General features: G+C 34.0%; 18 protein-coding genes. 9 read left to right on the top strand and 9 right to left on the bottom strand.

Going from position 1 to position 24,879, the window contains the following annotated elements:
* Positions 1-89: 89 nt before the first annotated feature.
* On the bottom strand, positions 90-1,688 hold the full coding sequence (locus tag ABDW27_RS03285) for a DUF6377 domain-containing protein (RefSeq protein WP_343694629.1): 1,599 nt from the start codon (positions 1,686-1,688) through the stop codon (positions 90-92).
* 474 nt (positions 1,689-2,162) lie between these two features.
* On the opposite strand from ABDW27_RS03285, the gene ABDW27_RS03280 reads away from it, so the two are divergent.
* The 6 genes from ABDW27_RS03280 to ABDW27_RS03255 all read left to right on the top strand — a co-directional run bounded on the left by ABDW27_RS03280 (position 2,163) and on the right by ABDW27_RS03255 (position 11,918).
* Positions 2,163-2,684 (top strand): DUF5004 domain-containing protein, encoded by a 522-nt coding sequence (locus ABDW27_RS03280; RefSeq protein WP_057123513.1) that lies wholly within the window; start codon positions 2,163-2,165, stop codon positions 2,682-2,684.
* An 8-nt stretch (positions 2,685-2,692) separates the two neighbouring features.
* Complete coding sequence (locus tag ABDW27_RS03275) at positions 2,693-3,775, top strand: hypothetical protein (RefSeq protein ID WP_343694628.1); 1,083 nt, start codon at positions 2,693-2,695, stop codon at positions 3,773-3,775.
* A 28-nt stretch (positions 3,776-3,803) separates the two neighbouring features.
* Positions 3,804-6,803 (top strand): TonB-dependent receptor, encoded by a 3,000-nt coding sequence (locus ABDW27_RS03270; protein ID WP_343694627.1) that lies wholly within the window; start codon positions 3,804-3,806, stop codon positions 6,801-6,803.
* Positions 6,804-6,827: 24 nt separating this feature from the next.
* Complete coding sequence (locus ABDW27_RS03265; RefSeq protein ID WP_343694626.1) at positions 6,828-8,342, top strand: RagB/SusD family nutrient uptake outer membrane protein; 1,515 nt, start codon at positions 6,828-6,830, stop codon at positions 8,340-8,342.
* A gap of 281 nt (positions 8,343-8,623) precedes the next feature.
* Positions 8,624-9,868: a glycoside hydrolase family 71/99-like protein gene (locus ABDW27_RS03260; protein ID WP_343694625.1), complete on the top strand. Its 1,245-nt coding sequence runs from the start codon at positions 8,624-8,626 to the stop codon at positions 9,866-9,868.
* Between the two features lie 25 nt (positions 9,869-9,893).
* Positions 9,894-11,918: a glycoside hydrolase family 97 protein gene (locus ABDW27_RS03255; protein ID WP_343694624.1), complete on the top strand. Its 2,025-nt coding sequence runs from the start codon at positions 9,894-9,896 to the stop codon at positions 11,916-11,918.
* Between the two features lie 374 nt (positions 11,919-12,292).
* Here ABDW27_RS03255 and ABDW27_RS03250 read toward each other — a convergent pair whose 3' ends face one another.
* A complete protein-coding gene (locus ABDW27_RS03250) occupies positions 12,293-13,207 on the bottom strand; it encodes a hypothetical protein (RefSeq protein WP_343694623.1) in 915 nt (304 codons plus the stop codon).
* 220 nt (positions 13,208-13,427) lie between these two features.
* Between ABDW27_RS03250 and ABDW27_RS03245 the strand changes: the two genes are divergently transcribed.
* The gene (locus ABDW27_RS03245; RefSeq protein WP_343694622.1) at positions 13,428-14,612 is read left to right on the top strand and encodes a hypothetical protein; all 1,185 of its coding nucleotides are present in this window, start codon (positions 13,428-13,430) and stop codon (positions 14,610-14,612) included.
* Between the two features lie 20 nt (positions 14,613-14,632).
* Here ABDW27_RS03245 and ABDW27_RS03240 read toward each other — a convergent pair whose 3' ends face one another.
* Positions 14,633-15,067: a DUF6526 family protein gene (locus tag ABDW27_RS03240; RefSeq protein WP_343694621.1), complete on the bottom strand. Its 435-nt coding sequence runs from the start codon at positions 15,065-15,067 to the stop codon at positions 14,633-14,635.
* Positions 15,068-15,432: 365 nt separating this feature from the next.
* A complete protein-coding gene (locus tag ABDW27_RS03235) occupies positions 15,433-15,915 on the bottom strand; it encodes a DNA-deoxyinosine glycosylase (protein WP_343694620.1) in 483 nt (160 codons plus the stop codon).
* Positions 15,916-16,097: 182 nt separating this feature from the next.
* On the opposite strand from ABDW27_RS03235, the gene ABDW27_RS03230 reads away from it, so the two are divergent.
* Both ABDW27_RS03230 and ABDW27_RS03225 read left to right on the top strand, forming a co-directional pair.
* The gene (locus tag ABDW27_RS03230; protein ID WP_343694619.1) at positions 16,098-17,120 is read left to right on the top strand and encodes an AraC family transcriptional regulator; all 1,023 of its coding nucleotides are present in this window, start codon (positions 16,098-16,100) and stop codon (positions 17,118-17,120) included.
* Between the two features lie 579 nt (positions 17,121-17,699).
* Complete coding sequence (locus tag ABDW27_RS03225; RefSeq protein ID WP_343694618.1) at positions 17,700-18,647, top strand: bifunctional helix-turn-helix transcriptional regulator/GNAT family N-acetyltransferase; 948 nt, start codon at positions 17,700-17,702, stop codon at positions 18,645-18,647.
* Positions 18,648-18,732: 85 nt separating this feature from the next.
* Here ABDW27_RS03225 and ABDW27_RS03220 read toward each other — a convergent pair whose 3' ends face one another.
* From ABDW27_RS03220 to ABDW27_RS03200, 5 genes are read right to left on the bottom strand one after another with little or no spacing between them, the layout of a single operon-like run.
* Positions 18,733-19,932: an FAD-binding oxidoreductase gene (locus ABDW27_RS03220; protein WP_343694617.1), complete on the bottom strand. Its 1,200-nt coding sequence runs from the start codon at positions 19,930-19,932 to the stop codon at positions 18,733-18,735.
* Positions 19,929-20,420, bottom strand: a complete 492-nt coding sequence (locus ABDW27_RS03215; protein ID WP_343694616.1) for a low affinity iron permease family protein — start codon at positions 20,418-20,420, stop codon at positions 19,929-19,931. The genes ABDW27_RS03220 and ABDW27_RS03215 overlap by 4 nt, the downstream gene beginning before the upstream one ends.
* A 10-nt stretch (positions 20,421-20,430) precedes the next feature.
* Positions 20,431-23,250, bottom strand: a complete 2,820-nt coding sequence (locus tag ABDW27_RS03210) for an AsmA family protein (RefSeq protein ID WP_343694615.1) — start codon at positions 23,248-23,250, stop codon at positions 20,431-20,433.
* Positions 23,251-23,268: 18 nt separating this feature from the next.
* Complete coding sequence (locus ABDW27_RS03205; RefSeq protein ID WP_343694614.1) at positions 23,269-24,075, bottom strand: MlaD family protein; 807 nt, start codon at positions 24,073-24,075, stop codon at positions 23,269-23,271.
* Between the two features lie 22 nt (positions 24,076-24,097).
* On the bottom strand, positions 24,098-24,877 hold the full coding sequence (locus tag ABDW27_RS03200; RefSeq protein WP_343694613.1) for an ATP-binding cassette domain-containing protein: 780 nt from the start codon (positions 24,875-24,877) through the stop codon (positions 24,098-24,100).
* Between the last annotated feature and the right edge of the window lie 2 nt (positions 24,878-24,879).

The following is a 24,879-nucleotide window of genomic DNA, read 5'->3' as shown; positions in this document are numbered from 1 at the left end:
GTTCCTCAGAATGACAAAGATTACCGATGTAAAATAAAAAGATTGCAAAAAAAACTTAGAACCTTAGTATCTCAGAATCTTAGTACCTTTTAAATCGTCTTTATCGCCATAATCTTTTCTTCAAAAGTATCTTTAAAGTCTGATTTACTTTTAATTCTTGTTTTATAAGTATAGATGGTAGCCACAGAAAGTTCCAGAAATTCAGCCATTTGACTGCTGTCCTGAATTCCTAATCTATACAGAGCAAAAATGCGGAGTTCCGTATTCAAAAGTTCACCTTTCTTTACAATGCATTTATGATCATTTGGAAACAAATGATTAAAATCTGTCACAAAAGTTGGGAACAATTTCAGGAAGATTTCATCAAATTGATGAAAAAGATTTTCTCTTTCTTCCTTAACATTATAGCGTTTTAAACTCGCAATAACTTCATCGGTTTTCTTAGTAATAATTTTGTGAAGCGTACTTTTCTGAATGTGATCAATCTTATTAATAAAAGCTGAAGTTGCTTTAATAAAATAGGTAATATATTCTTCTTTAATCGCATTTGCCTCGCTGAGACTTATGTTCATTTCCTGTAGCTGTGCGTATGAAGAAGCCATTATTTTTCTGGCTTTGTTTTTTTCTTTTAATTGTTTGAAGATAATAATCGAAAACAAGATAATAATGAACGTTAAGATCGTTAAAAGAATAATAATCCTTTCAAGCTTATCATTTTTATCTTTTACGTTGTTTAGCTGTGCTTTTTCTATAATGGGTAATATGGATGAAATTTCAATTTTACGGTGTCTGGCGTTATAAAAAGTCGCATCATCCATCGCAATATTAATATATTCGTTGGCTTTGTCCAGATATCCCATTTTAAAGAGTTCATTGGCCAGATTTCGAAGTGCCACAGTTTCTTTGGTCGCATTTTTTACATCGGCAATGGCGGCGAGAGCGAGATATTGAATCGCTTTTTTAGTATATCCTCTTTCAGAATAAATATAACCAAGACTTGAGGTTGCAATTCCGTAATAATCCGGAGGTAAATCATAATTGTTGATCCAGTAACTAAAGGCAAATTCGGCGCCGCGCCAGTCTTGCTGTTTTAAACGTTTTAAACTTTCGGCAGCCCAGTATTCATTCGTATTGGTTCCTATTAATTCTAAAGCTTTTTTTAGGAAATGATTTCCCTGCTGTACATAATGAATATTAAAACGCTGATCGCGGTTATAATCGGCTAAATCATAATAAGCTCGGGCTTTAATATTATAGTATTCAAATTTGTTTTTTTGATCGAGTTTTTGATCGTCGATTACATTTAGTGTATCAATTGCTTCTTTAAATAATCCGGACGAAAGCAGTACAAAACCTTCTTTAATTCGGCTTTTGGCCAAATATTTAGGATCTTTTAAAACCTTGGCTTTGATTTTTGCTTCTTCTAAATAATAATAGGCCGAATCGTATTTGAATGATTTGTATTCTTCAAACAACGACATATAAGTATTGTAAAGGTCTTCATTATTTTGACTTACAGTAAATTTTGAAACATTTCTTTTTAACGCTTCAATTTTGCGATATTTCTGTTTTAAGTAAACTTCTTTTTTGAGCAGTACATTATCTAATTCTTCAAGAATTGGATTTGTCTCTTTCGCAGTTAGAGAAAAACCCGCAATGAAAAAATACAGTACAAATATTTTTTGCATGGTTTGGTTGTGGTTTTAGGGTAAGATAATTTATGGTTGAGTTAATTCGTTTAAAGCAAAATTAATTAAAAACTGATGATTAGCAGTTTTAGAAAATCGGGAGCAGTTTTTTTAGTTTTTCTTTTAAAATACTGCTGTATAAGGTGCTAAGCAGTCTTAAAATGTTAAAAGCACTCTAATAATTTGCAATTATACAATAAAAAGTGGTTATATATATGTATAGTGAAAAAATATTCACATAAAATTCGCATATTGTCATATTTACCATTATTTAAGTACCACTTTTCATCTAAACAAGACCTTGATTTTTGTGTTTTTTACTAAAATATAAAATATTGATAATCAAATAATTAATTACGAAAACGTTTGAAATTTATCTTGATTTTTCGCAGATATTTTTTTTTAGATTTATTTAACATCTAGTTTCGTAGTGTCCTTTTAAAGGGATGAAAAACTAACAAAAACCAAAAATTTATGAGAAGTAAAAGTTATTATTGGTTAGCTTTATTAATGTGTTTTTTCGCAATTAGCTGCGACAATACAGAAGACGGAAGCTACGTTGATCCGATTACGATTTATGAGAAAGTAAATGGAAATTGGGGACTAACAAATCTGAAAATGGTTGACGAATTTGCCAAAGCAAATAAGATCGAACCAAGTGAAGAGAACTTGAGTACTTTTTTTAACTACGAAGATTTTAAAATCAACTTTAGCGTAGACGAAAAAAACAGACCAACAAGTTATGAAGTGACGGGAAATGTTCCGCCTTTATTTGCTCCAAAAGGCTATTGGGAATTAAGCTCAGATTTCCAGCAGACCAATGCAAGTGCAGTAAGAATCTACTTGTACAGCGATGCTGCAAAAACTCAAAAAACAGACGAACTTAGAGTAACATCAGTTCCGGGAAGCAATGACGAAATGGAATTTCAGTTAGTGCATTCTTCTGGAGGAACTCCGTTTGTGACTTATGTATTCAAATTAAATGCTATTAACTAAGAAGTAATATGAAAAAATTTCTATATACAATTTTACTTGCCCTTTTGATGGCTCCTAATTTTACAAAGGCACAAGAAGCCGCAGGAGCTGTGGGACCGATGTCATCATTTCCGGTTGTTTACAAATATGACGAGCAGGTTACTTGGTACTTTGATCTTTCTGGAACTACGTTTTTAGAAAATGAAGATTTATATATCTGGATTTGGTCTCCATCTGAACCGGATGCAGGAAACTGGGAAAACTCATCTGATTTTGCCAAATTGCATTATGAAGGAAATAAAATGTGGAGTTTTACTTTAACTCCAACAGCTTATTTTTCTAAAACTCCTGAAGAAATTGCAGCAAGCGCAGGATTTTGGTTTCGTTTAAAAAACAAAAACGGATCTAAACAAAGCGACGTGGCGAATATGCCTTACACTGATTTTTCATCTTTTTACACTGCAAATGAGTTAATCAGAGCTTATCCAACAAAACCAACTTTGGATAAAGGTGTAAGTATTTTATTCAATGCCAATTTAGCACCGGGATTTGCAGGCGCAACAAGCGTACACATTCATAGTGGATTAAACAACTGGGATATTAAACAAGAATACCAATCTTGGTTACCAGACATTGTTGAAAAAACCAAACTAAAAGACTTAGGAAACGGATTCTACAAAATGGATTTGGTTCCAAAAACATACTACAATGCTCCAGATGGTTACGTCATGGAAAATTTAGTTTTCCTGATGGTAAAAGACGACTGGGCAGGAACAATTCCGGATCAGGTTTTATATGCAGGAGCTTATGAGCCGCCACCAGCGCCGGTATTTGGATTTTTCCCTTTACAAATCAGCCAGAAAGATTTCTTAGGAATCTACAGAAAAAACAACGAGCCGGGTGTAAATAAATTAATTTATACCATTACAGCTGGTGCAAAAACAATTTCTGGTGAGTTTAGCGGAGGTACTGCAGAGATAAAAGGATTTGTCAATTTGGTTTCAGAACTTAAGGATTCTCCTGTTTTAAGTGAAATTCATGTTTTAGTTAAAGATAACAAAGACAAAACAATTTCAGACACGACGATTCCGCTTAAAACCTTAGACAAATAATTCACTATCAAATTAAAACATCATTCTAATGAATAGTAAAAATAAAAGAATAGTCCTGCATCAAATGTGGACTACTAAATCGCTGGTATTCATGATTTTCATGCTTTTTCTTTCGGCAGGAATGTTTGCTCAGGGAAAAAAGCTGGTAACGGGTACCGTTTATGACAATTCAGGTACTGTATTGCCGGGAGCATCGGTAATAGAGTCTGGAACAAGAAATGCAACGACTACAGATTTTGACGGGAAATTTAGTCTTGAGGTAGCCGTAGGAGGTACAATCGAAGTTTCATTCATCGGTTCAACCACTCAAAAAGTGCAGATCACTGCCGCTTCTTCAAAATTAGAAGTTCGTTTACAAAATGACGGTTATCAATTAGCAGAAGTTCAGGTGGTTTCTGTTGGATACGGAACACAAAAGAAATCTGATTTAACGGGAGCAATTTCTACAGTTACATCTGATAATTTAGTAAAAGGAACCATTTCTTCTACAGAGCAGGTTTTACAGGGAAAAGTGGCCGGATTAAACATCATTCGCCCTTCTGGAGATCCTGCTGCAGGTTCTACAATTCGTTTACGTGGAGGAACTTCATTAACAGCAAGTAACAGTCCGCTTATTGTAGTTGACGGAATTGCAGGTGTAGATATCAACGTGGTTCAGCCAGCTGATATTAAATCGGTTGACGTTCTTAAAGATGCTTCTGCAACAGCAATTTATGGTTCTAGAGGAGCAAACGGAGTTATTATTATTACAACAAAATCAGGAACAAAAGGTGTTTCTGTAGTATACAATGGTTCATCAAGTATTGGTTATGTTGCTGATAATTTAGATCTTTTATCTGCAAATCAATGGAGAGGTTATGTTCGCCAAACAGGAAACATGGACGCTGTTGATTACGGTGGAAATACAAATTGGCAAAAAGCAATCGAGCAGACAGCAGTTTCTCAATCTCATACTTTAAGTATCAATTCTGGAAAAGCTGACAGCGGTTTTAGAACTTCTATCGGATACTTAAATAATGAAGGAGTTATTAAAAAATCTGGTTTAGAAAGAATTAGCGGAAACATAAGTGCTTATCAATTTCTTGGAGACAACAAAGATGTAAAATTTGATGTGGGATTATTTGCCAATATCGACAAATGGCACCCAATTGATTACAGAATTTTTGAGCGTGCTTACAACTTAAATCCAACAATTCCGGTTTATGATGCAAATGGAAACTTTACATCTGTTGGAGGAAATATCTACGAAAACCCAGTTGAGATTCTAACAAACAGAACAGTTGATAACGAAAGACACAGACTTTTAGGTTATTTTAAAACTGAGGTTAAATTCTTAAATGATTTTCAGGCAGTTGCTAATATTTCGTTAGAACACAATGCAGTAGCGGGTGGAACTTACAAACCAACTTATGCTATTATGGAAGGAAGAACTGAAGCTGGTTACGCACAAAGAACTTATGCAGAATATACAAATGCACAAGGCGAACTTTATGTAAATTATTCTAAAGTGATTGATAAACATAATATCAGCGCATTGGCAGGTTATTCTTATCTTGAAAATATTTACCAAGGTTTTGGAGCACAGCGTTCAGGTTTCGTAACAGATGCTTTTAGCTACAATAATTTAGGGGCAGGTTACAACTATCGTTTAGGAGATGTTTATTCTTATAAAGGAAAATCAAACCTTGTTTCATTCTACGCTCGTGCAAATTACAATTACGACGGAAAATATCTGCTTACTGCAACAGTAAGACGTGATGGATCAAGCCGTTTTGGAGAAAACAATAAATGGGGAACTTTCCCATCTGCATCTGCAGCATGGAAAATTTCTAACGAAGATTTTATGAGCGGTACAAAAGACTGGTTAGGATCTTTAAAATTAAGAGTTGGTTATGGAGTTACAGGTAATCAGGACGGAATTGGTGAATACAAATCACTTTCAATCTTAGGAGTTGGAAATGACAGTTACTATGATCCGGTTACAGGAACATGGAGTTTAGCTTATTCTCCAAAACAAAACCCAAATCCTGATTTGAAATGGGAATCTACAAGACAAATCAACGTGGGTATCGATTTTGGTCTTTTTGACAGAATTACAGGTTCATTCGAATGGTACCAAAAAAACACTCACGATTTATTATATACTTACGAAGTGCCTCAGCCTCCATATTTAGTAGGAACAATGCTTGCGAACGTTGGTGAAATGTCAAATAAAGGAGTTGAACTTACTTTAAATGCTGATATCGTAAGAGGAGATAAATTTACATGGAATGCTAATTTAACATTGGGACACAACGTTCAGAAAATCGAAAAATTATCAAACCCAACGTATAAAACAGATGTTATTTACAGCGGTTCATTACATGGTTTAGCAGGTATGTCTGGTCAATATTCTCAGGTTATTGCTGAAGGATATCCAGTTGGAACTTTCTGGGGATTCAGAAATGCGGGTCTTGATGCAAACGGAAAAATTCAGTATTACAATGCTGCAGGAAATGTTGTGGCAGAAAGTGCTTTAGTTGACGCTGATAAAACTGATTTAGGAAATATTCAGCCAGATTTGACTATGGGTATTGGAATGAATTTTACTTACGGAAATTTTGATCTTGGTGTGACAGGTTACGGAATGTTTGGACAAAAAGCTTTAAACGCTACAAACATGATGCTGAACGACCCAACAAGATTACCATCTTACAATGTACCGGATGATTTCTTAGGAAGCGGAATCACTTCTTCTCCTAAATATTCAGATTACTGGATCGAAGATGCTTCTTTCTTTAGATTACAAACACTTTCACTTGGATACACAATGCCGTTAGGTTTCAAAAATTCAAAATTAAGAATGTACATCATGGGAGAAAATCTTTTTGTAATTACAGGTTATAAAGGAGTAGACCCGGAGATTGGTTTAAATGCTCAGGATGGTGTTGATCAAACAGGATTAGCAGCGCCTGGTATCGATAAATACAACAATTATCCAAGACCAACTACAATTTCTGTAGGATTAAATTTCACGCTGAATAACTAAGCGATTAACTCAAAAATATAAAAAATGAAAATCAAAATAACAGCAGCAATATTAGTAAGCATGCTTTTTACGATATCATCTTGTACCGATTTGGACGAACAATTATATGATAGAGTAGAAGATGGAAATTTTGGAAATACGCCAAAAGAAATTGATGCATTAGTTGGAGGAGCATATTCTTCATTAAGAGGTTTCGCTGATGGAATTTCAAACAATTACCCAACCTGCGAATACGTATTCTTTTTGAATGAAACCGTTTCAGATGAAGCTACAATCCCTACAAGAGGAACAAACTGGTACGATGGCGGACAATATCAGGATGCACAAAGACATACCTGGAAAGCAGACAATCGTATGATTCTTTCGGCTTGGCGTTACAACTATACCGGAATTGCAAAAATCAACTCTATCATTTATCAAATCGATAAATCATCATTGACAGACAATGCAAAAGCACCAATTTATGCTGAGTTAAAAGCGCTAAGAGCCTATTACTATTACAATCTTTTAGATTTATTCGGAAATGTGCCAATCGTAGTAAACTTTGAAGATACCGCTTTGCCTTCAAACTCTACAAGAAAACAAGTTTATGATTTTGTAGAAAAAGAGTTAACAGACGCAATTCCGCATTTAACTGGAAATGTAGTGTATTCAAAAATGACAAAAAATGTAGCTTATGCACTTTTAGCAAGATTATATCTTAACTCAAAAGCTTTCATAGGAACAGAACGCTGGCAGGATTGTATCGATATGTGTCAAAAAATTTCAGGGTACACATTAGCACCGGATTTCTTCGCCAATTTTGCAACTCAAAATGAGAAATCTCCTGAAATTATTTTTGCAATTCCTTACGATTCAAAAGCAGGAACTGTTGGAAACTACATGAACTCAATGTCATGTCATTACCTTCATAAATTAACAGTTTCTCCAGTTGGAGATTATCCTTGGAGTGCAAACGGAATGTGTGCACAGCCGGGAGTTTATTCTGCTTTTGCAGATACAGACAAAAGAAAAAAATGTATGGTGGCCGGAGATCAGATCAATTTAGCAACAGGAACTGTAATAACAATGGATAATGGAGAACCATTAACCTATACAGAAGAAGTTACAAGTATTACTGATGCTAAAGAAAACGAAGGTGTTCGTTTAGGAAAATATGAAATGAAAGCCGGAGAAACATGGGAACGCGATCACGATTTAGTAGTAATTCGTTATGCCGAAATTTTAATGATGCAGGCAGAATGTTACGTTCGTTTAGGCTCTCCAGACTTAGCAAAACCTTTTGTACAACAAGTTACAGCCCGTGCCGGAGAAGAAATGCCGGCAACAATCGATCTTAACTTTATAGATCAGGAATTGCTTAAAGAATTCACTTTTGAAGGAAGAAGAAGAACAGACAACATTCGTTTTGGAACATTCTTCCTGCCTTGGTGGGAAAAAGGAGCAACACCAGCTTACAGAGCGATTTTTCCAATTCCGAGTACAGTTTTAACTACAAATAAAAACCTGGTACAAAATCCTGGGTACCCGGTAAATTAGAACTGAGTGTCAGTCTTCCATGTTGGTTAGTCGTGGAAGGCTGACATATTTTTAAAGAATAATTTTTACCGCAGTAAAGGCTTAAAAAGATTTAAAAAAAATGTTTCACGCAGATTTTGCAGATCAAAGCAGATCTAATTTTAATGTATAATAAATCTGCACAATCTGCTTAAATCTATTGAAATCTGCGTGAAATAATTTAATCACAGATTGTAATTAAAAATACAATAAAAAAATCCTTTTTAATCCTTTAATCTGTGGCAAATAAAACAAACATCAATATGAAAAGATATATCACATTATTGTTTTTTGGGATAATGAATCTTGTAGTCGTTTCCGGATGCAGCAGCGATGACAAAAGTCCCGAAGAACCAGTAAAACCAGAAGTACTTAAACCGGTTGCCGTTGAAAAAACAAACAGCACCAAAATTTATGTACACTATATGCCCTGGTTTGAAACCAATGAAAGCAGTGCCGATAAAAAATGGGGATATCACTGGACAATGGCAAACAAAAATCCAAATACTATAGGCGCAAACAACCGCAGGGAAATTGCTTCTTACTATTATCCTCTTATTGGTCCGTATCATTCCGGAGATAAAAATGTGATTGAAAATCATTTATTATTGATGAAATATTCAGGAATTGATGGTGTTTTAATTGATTGGTACGGAACTTACGACGTTAACGATTACCGAATGGTAAAAGAAAATACAGAACAGCTTATTGCCATGCTGGATAAAGTGGGTTTAGAATATGCCATTGTTTATGAAGACAGAGTTACAACAAATGTTGTCAATGCCGGAAAAGCAATTTCTGTAACCAGCGCAGCAAAAACCGATTTAGCTTATATGGAGAAAAATTATTTTGATGATGCAAACTACATCAAAGTAAACGGAAAACCATTGTTGTTGAATTTTGGACCAATAGTATTGCAAACGCCTGCCGAGTGGACAAACGTTTTCAATACTTTGACTACAAAACCTACCTTTTTAACCCTTTGGGACCAATCTGTAGAAGCCGGAGCAAATGCATCTGGAGAATATGCGTGGGTTTATAAAAACAGTACATATCTAACAAATTTTTATACCAATACAAAACCAAAACTTTCTGTAGCAATAGGAAGTGCTTATCCTGGGTTTAAAGATTTTTATGCCGAAGGCGGAGGCGGAGCAGCAATCGGGTGGACAATTGACCACAACAACGGAGCAACGCTCGACGAAACTCTTTCTCTGGCTAAAAATGCCAATTTAAATTACCTGCAGTTAATTACCTGGAATGACTTTGGAGAAGGAACTATGTTCGAACCAACAGTAGAATTTGGTTACACCTACATCGAAAAAGTAAAAGCATTTGCAGGAGTTAAAAACACAGAATCTGTATTTCCGGATATAAGCAAAATGTATAATCTGCGCGTAGAAAAGAAAGGCAATGCCGATGCTCAGAATAAACTGGATCAGGCTTTTAATTATTTTGTTTCAATGCAGCCAGCAAAAGCAAAACAGTTAATAAACGAAATAAAATAAGAGTTGTAATTAATACAATTAAATAATGAAAAACATAAGATATAGATACTGTATAATTGCTTTAGCGTCAATATTAATTTACGCCTGCAGTGCTGGTACTAAAAAAACATACAAAATCAATTCGCCTGGAAAAGTAACAGAACTCACCTTTGAATTAACTGTTTCAGGGCAGCCTCAGTACAGTTTTACTTCTAACGGAAAATCGGTTATAGAACCTTCTTTAATGGGATTTGAATTTCAGGGAATTCAAAAAATGACAGAAGGTTTTGAAGTGGTTTCCACCGAAGAAAAATCTGCTGATGAAACCTGGGAACAGCCTTGGGGAGAATTCAAAAAAGTTCGTGATCACCATAACGAATTGATTGTTCACTTAAAAGAAGCAAAAGGAGAAGAGCGTTTAGTTGATATTATTTTCAGGGTTTTTGATGACGGAGTAGGATTTAGATATGAATTTCCAAAACAGCCGAATTTAGGAAAAGTGAAAATTTCAAACGAAATCACACAATTTACTTTTAAATCAAATAATGATGTTTGGTGGATTCCGGTGCACCGTGAAAACAGTTATTACGAAAGTGAATACCGCAAAACGCCAATCAGTAAAACAGATACCATAAATACTCCGGCAACTTTTGAAACAAAAGAGAATTTATACGTGGCGATTCACGAAGCCAACTTAACAGATTTTGCTTCGATGACACTTTTAAAAACAAGTGATAAACAATACAAAAGCGATTTAGTACCGTGGGCAGATGGTGTAAAAGTATATGCTGAAACACCTTTTAAAACGCCTTGGAGAACCGTTGTTGTTGGGAAAACTCCCGGAGAAGTTGCAACTTCTACAATTATGCTGAATTTGAACGAACCTTCAAAAATTGAAGATCTTTCGTGGATTACGCCTTCTAAATACATCGGAATTTGGTGGGGAATGCACTTAGAAAAATTCACTTGGGGGCAAGGACCAAAACACGGTGCTACAACAAAAAATACAAAAGAATATATTGATTTTGCTGCGAAAAACAATTTTGACGGCGTTCTGGTAGAAGGCTGGAACGAGGGCTGGGACGGCGACTGGACTGCCGATGGAAAAGCATTTAGTTTTGTAAAAGCTTATCCAGATTTTAATTTGGAAGAAATTACAAAATATGCTGCCATAAAAAATGTTCGATTAATAGGTCATCATGAGACAGCTGGCGCTTCTAAACATTATGAAAGTCAGCTGGAAGATGCCTTCAAGCTATATCAAAAAATGGGTGTAAACTCGGTTAAAACAGGTTATGTAAACAAATATTTGGACAAAAAAGAATGGCACGACAGCCAATATGCGTCTCGTCATTACAGAAAAGTAATCGAAACGGCAGCCAAATATCATATTATGATTGATAATCATGAACCGATAAAAGGAACCGGAATTCAGCGTACGTATCCGAACTTTATGTCTCAGGAAGGTGGAAGAGGTCAGGAATACAATGCGTGGTCTGTAGACGGCGGAAATACGCCTCAGCATTTAACAACTTTACCATTTACAAGAATGCTTTCAGGTCCGTTTGATTACACACCAGGGAATTTCAATTTTGATTATAAAACACCTTCGGGAGCAAGAGTACAAACGACTTTGGCAAATCAACTGGCATTGTATGTAATTATTTTCAGTCCGCTGCAAATGGCATCAGATTTACCTGAAAATTATGTTGATAAACCTGAATTTCAATTCATAAAAGATGTTCCATGCACTTGGTCAGATACAAAAGTTCTGGATTCTAAAATTGGAGAATACACCACAATCGTTCGTAAAGACTGGGACGAGAAAAACTGGTATTTAGGTTCTATTACAAACAAAGATGCGAGAGATCTAAAAGTAACGTTATCTTTTTTAGACAAAGGAAAAGAATACGAAGCCGAAATCTATACAGACGGAGCAGGAGCAAACTATAAAACAAATCCTTATCCGGTTACAATTTCAAAACAAAAGGTAAATAACCAAACCGTTTTAAATATCAAATTGGCAGCTGGAGGAGGAACAGCTATAAAATTTACTCCGGTCGAAAAATAAGTCAGTTTTAGTTTATTTTTGAGTTAAGTTTGAGTGGATGAACCCGATATCTTGAAAAAGATGTCGGGTTTGTTTTTTTTTTGATTAAACCATATAAGTTATATAAGTTCATTTAAATATCTGTGCATAATTTTTTTTACCGCAAATAGTGCTAAGTTTTTTACGCAAAGGGCGCTAAGATTTTTTAATATGTAGGGTTTTATAAAACGGCAAAGTTCTCAAAGCTTTGTGTTGATAAAGCTTTGCGAACTTTAGCATTGTAAATGCAGCTTATCAAAAAACCTTAGTGTGCTTTGCGTAAAAAACTTAGCGAACTTTGCGGTTAAATTTTAAATTCCTATAGGAACCTGAAACTTAAAACTTTAAACAAAAATTTAATGCTTATAAAACTTCACATGGTTTCCAAAACTATACGTTGCTGCTAAAGTAGGGCCATTGTAACCCCATTTAAAGAAACCATCAATTCTTGGTCTGGTAACATCTACTCTAATATTTAAACCAGTATATCCCGCAGTCAAACTAAAATTTTTATAGACATTATACAAAACCGATAAATTATAACTGATAATTCGACCATCAATATCGTTAACTTTAAGGGCAAAATAATTTACGTTTGCATATAAACCTACTTTTCTTCCAAGCACAAACTCACCCCAAATTCCAATGTCAGGTAAAGGTGCAGTAAAATCGACATTATCGTGATATTCTAACGCCTGAGTATTAGCTTCTAATCGCATTCCAACATCGGCAAGCATTACATGCGCACCAATCAATAAACCCAACTCATATTTGGGTTTCGAAACGATAGCATATCCATAGGCAAACCGAATCATTTCATTATCCATAAAAGCCGAAACTCTTGCATCGACAGGATAAGTATGATCCTGAAAGTTGATTTCTTTTTGAAGTGTTTTTTCTGAAGATCTTTTTAAATAAAAATATTCCAGATTAAAACGTGATCTGCGTGAAGCACGCCATTCAAAAGTTCCGAAAAAAGAAACGGTATTATTTTGAAAACCTAAATCTTTTTCAAAATCAATATCGGTTCCGATATTTCCGTTTGTTCCGTTAACTTCAATTTCGGTATTGTTTACAGGAAAAAATGCACCGGCTGTAACTTTAAATCGACGCCCGTGCCAGGGCAGATCGTCATCCTGATAATTCAGCATTTTTCTGTCAATGTTTTGAATTTCGGTTAAAGTATTTTCTTCGGTTATTTCGGCTGTGGTTTGTGCATTAACCGAAAAATAGGAAAGGGGTAATATCAAAAAATAAACTAATTTTTTCATGGGATTGATTGTTAGGTTTATTAATGAATTTTTAACAACTAAAGTTAGTAAAAAATTTCATACATATCGATTTGTTGAGAGTTATTATTTTGGTTTTCAGTTAAATACGTTTTCTTTTGGATTTTAAATAACAAAATCACCACTACAATTGCAATTGACATTGAAATTGTCATTGATATTCTCATTACCATTGACTATATTTGAATATAAACCTTGAAATATGAATAAAACTCTAAAACAATACTTCGTTAAGTCTTTTATTATTTTAGCAATTATACATTTAGCATATTTTTTATACGGCTATTTTACATTTGAAGGCATTAAAAAAATTGATATCTATTCGGAGTTTTACAGGTTTAAGTTTTATGATGATATTTCGATTTCCCACTTTTTTGTAACCTGTTTTTTCTTGTTTTTCTTTCTGATTTTTTTGCTGAAGAATCATGCCAGACAGCAATATTCTTTTGGAAAACTGCTTCAGATTGGGTTTGTACTTTTAGTGTTGTCGTTTGCCTCTCTAACTTTTTTCATAAGCTTTAGTTTTGGACAAAATGCAAAATTGAAAAGTGAACTATCTGAAAAAAGTTATAATAAAGACAAAGAACTGCTGAATGTTCTAAATCCGTTTTTATACAATTACACTTCGTATTATTCTGAAAGACTTTTTAATTACGAAAATATCTTATACCCAAAACCTTATCCGGTAATTAAAGAAGAAAAACAAGTATTGCTTTATCACGATCAGTTTAATATCGAAACGACTTATTACAGCATTGATACACTCAAAGTTTTAACTGAAACGTATAACAAAGTCGCTAAAAAAACAGATTCTATTTTTGATTTTACGGGATTGGATATCAATATCGTAAAAGAGCGAATTATTAAAAAAAATGTTGTTGGAGACAGCACACAAATCATTTTTAAAGGTGTTGAAGTCAGCCCCGAATACGACAAGGATATTTGTATTTTTCTTGAAAATAAATCACTCTACAAACCAATAAATGATCTGCCAATTGAGAAACAGCAATATGAAACAGCCGTAAAGCGATATAATTTGTTGTATAAATTTAAGCAGGATTCGCTAAAAAATCAATTTCAAAAACTGGATACTTTATTTAAAAAATATAATATTCAATCCAGTATTGTTCCTAAGAGATTGACTTCGCAGATTTTTTACTACGCTAAAAATCAGGAAAGACGTTTAAATGGAATCGAAAATTACTTTGACAGAAAAAAACTAAACGAAAAATTTCAGACTTTAGAACGTTACTTTTACGAACCCAATTATCTGCATCCTAATATTTTGCCAATATTTTTTGTCGTATTAGCGATTGTATGGCTGGATATATTTATGTTTTATATTCTCTTTAATTATAAAAAGCCAAAAACAGAATCTAAAATCTAAAATCAACAATCTAAAATAACTTAAACTCTGTTATAATCAGCACGCCAGTGTACGATTGCTTTTTTTATAGCATCTCCGCTCAGGTTATTTTTTAAGGCATCGTCTAGCAGCGGAAGAATTTCATCATCTGGTGCAAATCTAAGTGCAAAGATTTGATCGTCAGTGAGTTTGTGTTCAAATTCTTCTAACCTTTTTCCGGTTAAAGTAAAGAAACGATAGCGAAGTTCCAGGCGTACAATTCGGTTTTGTAGAATTAGGGCGTAATGCTGGCGAAGCATAAAAGCCAAACAGAATAAAAACACCCAAACTGCACTTATAAAAGACCAAATAAGAGTATCCGGAGTTGTAAAGGCAAAATAAATACTAAACACAAGAAACACAGTTAAAACCGGATAATACACAAAATGATGCGGAGTATAAAACCGAATGTGGTTGTAATAGGTTTGAATTTTCATAGTTAGGATATTTGTATTAAAATTAAAAAAAGAAAGCTACCCTAAAAATTTAGAATAGCTTTTTTCTCAAAAATAAACTAACATAACCAATGTTCTTTTTATAATCTAAACTTGTAATAAGTTTGTCTTAGTAATATCTATAATTTTAAAAAGCCTTTTCTTCATCAATCCTTCTAAATTCTGGCTTTGATTTCTTAATTGTAAAATTATAGTATGTTGAGAAATTTCGTGTTATATTTTAAAGTTCAAAAGTTATATTATTTCAACATTTAATTTTTTATCGGCAAGAATCCTCAAATTTATTTTAATCATGAATTGCTTCATCTTTTTTTTCTATTCCTCTAATCGTGACTATTAACTATATATCACAATGAGCTGATAATTTTCCATTCATCTAATTTTGACTGAAAAGTTTTACCAGCATTTGCCGGACTTGTCGATGGAAGTGTAATAAGTGTATAGTCTTTTTTTATATGAACATATTTTTTAAAGAAAGCCGCCGCTTTTTGTCCGTTAAATAATATGGTATTTATTTTTGGATGTTGTTTTAGAAATGTTTCAAAATCATTGGCGATTTCATTTTTAATAGCACTGTCTAAACTTCCAACCCGGTCACAATATTGCAGAACATCCCAAAGTGCAATTTGATTTTTAAGTAAAAGGGCTTTTTTATTTTCATAATCTGCTGAGAAATCTTCATTAAAAATAGCAAATAAAAACTTCCAGAAATTATTTTGGCTGTGTCCGTAATATTGATTCAGTTCTAATGATTTAGTACCGGGCATTGTGCCTAAAATCAATATTTTAGAATCTTCTGAACTTATAGGAGAAAACGAATAGCTTTTCATTTATTGAATTAAGAAATATTTTATTTGAGTTACAATTATCATAGATAAGTAATTATAAAACAATTGTGAGAAATTATATAACATTTTTGGCTGGCGATTGAACGAACTTTGAAAATGCTTTTTAAACGTAATAATGCGGTTAAGAATCCTACTTTAAAATTACTGAATTAAAATCAAAAAAAATGAAAATAGTTACTATACATACAGAGAAAATTCAAAACATATTTGAAGAATTAAACACAAACTTAGGAGGAAAAGTAACTTTTGATGTTGATGAATATAAACTTGAAGTAAATAATAATTTTGTAAAAGGATTTATCAGCGGAGCCTCTTTTAGTGATGATATTTCTTATGTTCAGTTTGATATGACTTTTTCGGCAGATGTAAAAATGAACGTTATCAGCGAAAAAGCATCACCAATATATTTTGCTTATTGTTCTAAAGGTAATCTTTCGCATAGTTTTGGCATTAATGGTGAAGAACATAAATTAAAAACTTTTCAAACTGCAGTTGCCACTTCAAAATTAAATAAAGACAATGTATTGTATTTTGAAAAAGATAAAAAAACAAAATTTACTTTAATAATTGTAGGCACTCAATCGCAGCCAGGTCAGGCAAACTCTTTAAGCCAAATGGTTCGCGAAACTTTTTTTCAGGAAAACTTAAAGGAAGAATTCTTTTATGCCGGTTCTTATAATTTAAAAATAGGTGAAAAAATAGAACAATTAAATGCCATTACACAAACCGGAGTGGTTAGAAATTTGCTAAAAGAAGGAATTTTGAGAATCATTCTTGCTATGGAAATTCAGCAGCATACAGATGATTTGAATGCCTTTACAAAAGAAACAAATTGTTTGAGTTTAAGAGAAATGGAAGAAATAAAAGAACTTTCTGAAACCATAAAAGCAAATCCGGAAGAAGCTTTTACAATAAAATCTCTAAGCAAAAAATCCGGGCTTTCTCCAAATAAACTTCAGGAAGGTTTTAAAATGATTCACAACCGAACTGTAAATGATTATATTACACATATGCGTGTTTTAAAAGCCGAAATTTTGATCAGAACTTCTGATTTGAATATTTCAGAAATCGTGTACTGCATTGGTTTTACAAGCAGAAGTTATTTTTCTAAAATCTTCAAACAAAAATTTAACTGTAGTCCGAAAGAATATAAATTTAATTTGAATCCGATGGCTATAACGGCGTAAGGTTCAAAGGCTGAAATGGACAAAGTGACAAAGTGACAAAGGAACAAAGATTTTACGGGAAAGATATAAAACTTAAAGCTTTGGGAATAAAACCTTTGAACCCTTGCAACTTTGAATCTCTGTCCCTTTAAAAAAAGATAATCGTTAGCTATTACAGCATTATATATACAGTACAAAGTCGCAGAGGTTTAAGTTTAGAAACTTAAATTCAGGATAAAGAAACAAAGAATAAACCTTTGAACCTCTGCAGCTTTGTATCTCTGAACCTAAAAAAAATATATACAGTACTGAGATTCTAAGTTACTAAGAAACTAAGATAATTTCTTGGTTTTTAGGATTTAGAGTCTTAGTTTTTTAAAGTGCTAAGATCTTGAGTTGCTGAGGTTCTAAAAGTTTTAGAGGCTCCATACTTGGGATCTTAGTTTTTTTTGAAAAGAGACAAAGGTTCAAAGAAACAGAGTCACAAAGTTTAAACTCTTTGTCGCTTTGTTACTTTGAACCTTTGTCGCTAAAAAAATCTTTTGCCAAAAAAGTTTTTTTTTATACATTTGTATAACTAGTTATATAATTAATTATAATATGGAATTTTTTAATAAAGTTGGAAAATCGGCTTTGGGGAGCCGTTTGCGATTAATGACGGCAGTAATTACTGATGATGCTGCTAAAATTTATGAGTTGTATGGTGTAGATTTTGTTCCGAAATGGTTTCCGGTTTTTTATACGCTTACTGAAGACCGCGAACTGACTATTACCGAAATAGCTAATGAAATTGGACATTCACAGCCATCTGTGAGTAAAATTATTCAGGAGATGATTACTGCAGGGATTGTTCAGGAAAGTAAAACGGATGATAAACGAAAAAACAATGTTGTTTTAACTGAAAAAGGGCTTTTACTTTCTCAGAAAATCAAACAACAATTGAGAGATATTGAAGTAGCGATGGATACCTTAATTTCTGAATCTAAACACAATCTTTGGGCTGCTCTTGAAGAATGGGAATTTTTATTAGAGCAAAAATCGATGTTTAAAAGAGTAAGCGATCAGAAAAAAATCCGCGAGAGTAAAGACGTCAAAATTGTAGAATACAAACCTGAATATCAGGAAGCTTTTAGAGCGCTAAATGTAGAATGGATTTCGACTTATTTTGAAATGGAAGAAGCAGACTATAAAGCTCTCGATAATCCGGATGAATATATTTTGAACAAAGGTGGAAAAATTTTGGTGGCTTTATACGATAATGAGCCTGTAGGTGTTTGCGCACTCATAAAAACAAATGTTCACGATTATGATTTTGAAATGGCAAAAATGGCCGTTTCACCAAAAGCACAAGGAAAAAACATTGGCTGGTTGTTGGGCCAGGCAATAGTTGAAAAAGCAAAAGATTTAGGAGCAAAAAAGATTTATCTGGAAAGCAATACGATCTTAAAACCGGCCATAAATTTATACTACAAACTAGGTTTTGAAAAAGTTTTTGGTTTGGAAACGCCTTATAAGCGTTGTAATATTCAGATGGAGTTGGTTGTTTAAAGTTTCTGAGTTTTTGAGGTTCTGAGATGCTAAGATTCAAAGTTTTTTCTTAGCAGCTTAGAACCTTAGCATCTTAGTATCTTTTTCAACGCCCAAACCTATAATACTCCAAATCCGGATTGTTTTTATTTTTGATAGAATCAACGATGGAATTCATAGCCATAACGCTGAAGGTAATTCCGTTACCGCCGAAACCTAAAACATAATGTTCATTTTTATTCGGGTCCGGTTTTCCAAAATAAGGAAGTCCGTCTTTGGTTTCGCCAAAAGTTCCGGCCCAGGAATAATCCAGTTTAAAAGTCACGTTCGGGAATCGTCTTTTAAACTGTCTCATTAATGATGCTTCTTTTTTAGGAATTAATTTGTCGCGTTTATTGGTGTCTCTAAATTCTTCGTCGCCTCCGCCCATAATAATTCGATTGTCTGAAGTAGCGCGATAATAATAGTAAGGCGAAGAGGTATCCCAGATTACGGCATTTTTTAGTATTGTGGGAATTTCAGGCACAGCTTCAGAAGCCAGAGCATATGTGCTTTTTAAATCGACAATTTTTTCTTCGACTGTTTCAGTGCTTTCGTAACCGCTGCAGCGTATTACATGATCGGCTGTTATGTTAAAACCATTTTCGGTATGCGCAATACATTTTCCTTTTTGCTTTTGAACAGAAGTAATATTGGTGCGGTCAAAAACTTTCATTCCGTTTTGATAACAGTAATACAATAAATCACTTGCCAGTCTAAACGGATCCATAACGGCAGCTGTTTTAGATTCTATGGCTGCAAGACCATTTAGCCCCATTTTTTCCAGATCAAATTTATTAAGCCAGGTTACATCAAAATCATATTGTTTACGGGCTTTGAATTCGTTTTTTAAAAACGGAATGTCTTTTTTGTATGAAGTAAAATAAATGCTTTTTTTGAATTCAAAACCGCAGTCACTTTCTACCGTATCAATAATATTGCGAAGATCAAAAATTGCTTTTTTACCATTTCTGTAACTGTCAACAGCACATTTTTCGCCTCTAAGTTTTATAAGCTGATGCAGCGGAACATCAATTTCATATTGAAGTAAAGCGGTACTTGCGGCTGTACTTCCGTTGGCTATGTCGCGACGGTCAACTAATACTATTTTTTTTCCTGCGGTAATTAATTTATAGGCCATTAAAGCGCCTGTTATTCCTCCGCCAATAATTAAGATTTCGGTATTAATATCTGAATCTATAGAAGGATAACTGGTATTCATGGCGCTTATTAGAGGCCAAAAAGTTTCTGTAGAGCGTAATTTCATTTTTTAGTAGTGTTACGGGCTGCGTGATTTTTGCTTCGGTTTTTATCTTTGTACTCGTGCTGCGAATGTGCTTCGGCAATAGAGTGCGATGTTCTTATGCCTTCGTCTTTTTTGGCGAGTTCAGCTAAACGATGGTAATATTTTTGAATGATAACCATTTCTTCCTCGGTCATGTTTTCGATATCGACCAAACTATTACTCGAGCGTTCATTAGAAGCTACTAATTCATTTAATTTTAGCTGAATGGCAAGTGAATCTTTATTTTGTGCTTTCTGAATTAAGAAAACCATTAAAAAGGTAATAATTGTCGTTCCGGTATTGATAACCAGCTGCCATGTTTCAGAATAATCAAAAAAAGGTCCTGAAACTGCCCACACCAGCACAATTGTAAAAGCGCCGATGAAAGCAGCAGTGCTTCCGGCAGCTTTTGAAACTTTTGAAGCAAATTTTTCAAAAGCACTTGGGCCATTTTGTTTCTTCTTTTTCATTGTACTTATATTAAGATTTTTTCTTACTTGCTTTTTCTTTTTTTATCACTTTATTATTCTTTTCATCATAAACAGCTCCAATAATTTTTTGACCTGTTTTACTGAAAATTTTAATTTTTGGATCTTCGTGTGTTCCGGTAATTACAATCGGGAAACCAATAATTCCGCCTGGAGGAAGTCCTAAACGCATTCTTAAATCGAGAAGTCCGTCAAAACTTGTGGTTCCTTTGATTGTTGGTTTAAAACTGGCAACGCTAAATGTAAAAGGCTCAATAGAAATCAGATTATTATCAATAGTTGATTTAATTTCAATTCCTTCCATTTTAGGATCGTCTAAACTTTTTTGTCCGGTTTGAGAACCTACGCTTTCAAATAATTTCAAACCTTTAATTTTTACATCGCGCAGATTAATTGTTCCGCCTCCTTCGAGTGATTCATAAATTGGTCCCATATTTCCGTTTAAATCACCTTTTATTTTATAGTCGACAGAAATAATTCCCTGTGCTTTTTCGGCAGCCGTAACCATATCATGAAACATCGGAATTTCTTTGTAAGCGCGTTGTACGCTAAAATCTTTGGCTGTAAAATGAGCATCAAAATGGGCAGAAGTTGGTGTTTCGTCTTTGTATCCAGCATTGACTCCAAGAATACAATCAATAATATTAAATGTTGTATTTTCTAAATAAAAACCGCCTTTTGAGATTCCCACTTTTCCGTTAAGTTTATTTAAGCTCAATCCGTTATATTCGACTTTATCAGCATTTGCGATAAGCGAAACATTCAAATTTCCTGGCACCATAACTACGCCGCTCATTTTTGGATGATCTTCTTTGGCATAATCAACTTCGAGTTTTCGGTCTTTATTTTCGCCTTTTTCGAGCGCCATAAATTCATCAACATTAATGAGTTTAGATTTTAAGTTGAAGTTTCCGCTTAACGTTCCGTGAGATTCCAAAAAGTAATTAATGGTGTTTAAAAGATATCCGTTAATATCAAAATCTGATTTTCCGTAAGAAGCATTGAATTTCTCAAACCACATTTTTTCATTTTGAAAACGGAAATTTCCTTGTTTAATGAAAAAAGCTTTTGGAAATAATTCTGACGTTGCCTTGATATTCTTTAGGAGAATTGTGCCGCGATTATCCAGTTTATCATATTGTCCGGTTGTGGCGTAGCTTTGTTTTCCTTTAAGGGATAAATCAGCTTTGGCGTAGCCGGTTATATCAACACCTTTTTGAGAAAATACCTGATAGATTCGGCCAACATTCAATTCGCCTTTGATTTTTGCATTATAAGCCAAATCATTAAAATCTGATAATGTAGCATTTACATACATCGGGTTTCCTTCAAAAACAAACGAAGCGGGCGCAACGGCCACAATTAAATCTTCATACGTTCCGGCTTTGTTTAAAACATTGGCAATAAACGTAATATCTGTAATTGGGTTAGGGTAGGAGTCTGTTTTCAGCCATCCGTTTCTAAGCGAAATACCGCCAATTGTTTTAGGAAATAATTTTTTTGAAGTGCTGAAAAGCCCGCGTGCCTGAATATTGGTTTTTAAAATTCCTTTTAAATCAATAGTATTCAAGCCAAGTGCAGCATCAACAACGGCAAGGTCAAGGGCACCTTTTACGCTGGCATTAATGTTCATTTCACTCAAACCTTTGCTGTGCAGATATGCATTGAAATAATCTTTTTCACCTACTTTAAATCGTAAGGTTCTTAGGTTTACCAATAATTGTTCCTGATCCAGCGAAGGAAGAATTGCATTCAAATCCATTTGAAAATCGTTTAACGGAACAGGTGCACCCTGATAATTTACCGCACCATCCTTAACTTTTAAATTGAATGCTAAATTTGGTTTTTGTTTTTTGGGAACATTATAATCGCCTTTAAAAGAAACTACAAGATCACTTCGACCGGAAATTTCTGTTTTATCCAGCCAGGTTAAATATTCCGGCGGCATTACAGAAAGCAGATCTTTAACGGTTGTATTTTCTGAAGCAGCTTTGATATTGATTTTGTAACCGTCTCTTAAAATGGTAAATAAACCGGTAAATTTTAGTGGTAATTCGTTGATTTTTAATTCGTTTTTTTGAAGAATAAACGAAAGCGCATGCGTATTAATTCGGGTAATTAAATCGGCTCTAACGGCTTTTTTTCTCAAATAGGCTGTTCTGTTATAATAAAAATCCAGCGTATCAATTTTAGCATCGGTATTCAGATCAAAGATATCATCGCTTAGATTTCCTTTTCCTATGTAATTAAAACCTTTGGCGTCGACCAGAACTTTTGCCGAACGATCGTTGTATTTTACATGACAGTTTTCGAGATCAATTCGTTCCAGTTTTATGGCTGTTCCTTCTTCGGGAGCATTTGGATCTTCTTTTTCATTTTTTCGATCTTCGGGTGCTACATAAATATTGTAATTGGCTTGTCCTTTTTCATTTACCATTACATTTATTAAGGCATTAGAAACATACAATTTATTGATTTTTACTTCACTGTCAAAAAGAAGTCTTTTCAGGTTTATTCCAAAGGCAACCTGATCTGCTTTTAATAAAGTATCATTTCTAAACGGTGCAGAACCTGTCACTGACATGTCATCAAGCGAAACGGTAAGCGACGGAAAATGAGTAAAAAACGAAAGTTTAGACTTAGAAAAATCTAATTTGGTGTCTAAACGTTCGTTTGCGATTTTCTTAACTTCCGAAGCAATTTTACCCGGAAACATAATAGGAAGTAAAAAAAGTAAAAGCAGAATTCCTGCTATTACTATTCCTGTCCATTTCAGGATTTTAAGGCTTATATCTTTAAATGAGGCTTTCATGGCGTTGAAATTTTATGTTTATTTTTTTTCAGGCTCTTTTTTAGTTTCTTCCTGCTTCTTTTCTTCTTTGGCTTTTTCTTGTTTTTCTTTCTCTTCTTTAGCCGCTTTTTCCTTTTCTTCTTTTTTCTCTTTTATTTCTTCCTGTTTTTTCTCTTTCTCCTTTTCTTTTTTCTTGAAATATCCTCTAAAAAGGAAATTGCTTTTTGCGGCTTCCATGTTTTCGCTGAAACCTTTTGTTCCGGTTTCCAGATTTGAAAGGGTATTAGAAACGCTGTTGGCCATTTTATCATCGCGGACTAATCTTGCAAGAGCCCCGTTTCCGTTATTCATACTGTGGCTGAAAATGGCCAGCTCATCAGAAATAACGCCTATGTTGTCAACGCTCTTTTTAACGCTTTTCATAATATCGTTCATTTCGATTCCGTTAATAGAGGCAATAGCTCCGTTGTTTTCTACGACTTTTGTCGATTTTACGCCTGGAGTAATCGTAAGCACTTTGTCGCCCATTAATCCGTCTGATCCAATGCTGGCGCGGGCATCTGTTTTTATAAATTCGCGAACTTCATCTTTTATGACCATCGCCACAACAACTGATGAATCATTAATTAGCCTGATTTCCTCAACAGTTCCGATATTTATGCCCGAGAAACGAACGTTGTTTCCAACTTCTAAACCGCTTACCGTTTTAAATTTTGATGTGATGTGAAATGTTGAACCAAATAAATTTTTTTGTTTTCCAATAAAATAAATGGCCATTATAAAAAGTAACAGTCCCCCTGCTACAAACATTCCTAATTTCCAAGTATATCCAGATTGCTTCTCCATGATTTCTACTATTTATTTTGCTTTATTCAAAAAATGAGCGTACCCATTCGTCTTCATCTTTTTCCAGTTCTTCATAAGTTCCTTCGGCATGAATTACACCGTCTTTTAGAACCATTATTCTATCTGCCGTCATTTTGGCACAAGCCATATCATGTGTAATAATGATAGACGACGTTTTTTGTTTGTGTTTTATATCGAGAATCAATTCACTGATTTCTCTTGAAGTAATGGTATCTAAACCTGTTGTTGGCTCGTCGTATAAAATGATTTCAGGTTTTAAAATCAAGGTTCTGGCAAGGCCGATTCTCTTTCGCATTCCGCCTGATAATTCAGATGGCATTTTATCAACGGCATCGCTTAAACCAACATTTTCAAGTGCTTCCAAAACTTCTTTTTCAACTTCTTCAGCAGTTAAATCTCTTCTATGGGCTTTAAGTGTAAAGGCCAGATTTTCGCGAACTGACATTGAATCGTATAAGGCGGCACTTTGAAACAGGAAACCAATTTTTACGCGTATTTTGTTTAATTCTTCTTTTGAAAGATTCAATACATTTTCGTCAAAAACTTTTATTTCGCCCTGGTCCGGTTCGATTAATCCCACGATACATTTTATCGTAACCGATTTCCCTGAACCAGAACGGCCTAAAATCACTAAATCTTCGCCTTTGTTTACGGTTAGATTTACACCTTTTAAAACTTCGTTGTCTTTACCAAAAGTTTTATGCAGATCCTTAATCATAATGATTGGAGTCTGTTTTTTATCCTTTGATTTTGGTTCAATATTTTTCTCTTCTTTAATCATCT

The sequence above is a fragment of the Flavobacterium sp. genome (assembly GCF_039595935.1).
Lineage (GTDB): Bacteria > Bacteroidota > Bacteroidia > Flavobacteriales > Flavobacteriaceae > Flavobacterium.
Note: the sequence above shows the minus strand (reverse complement) of the source record. Positions and strands in the feature narration are given on the sequence as shown.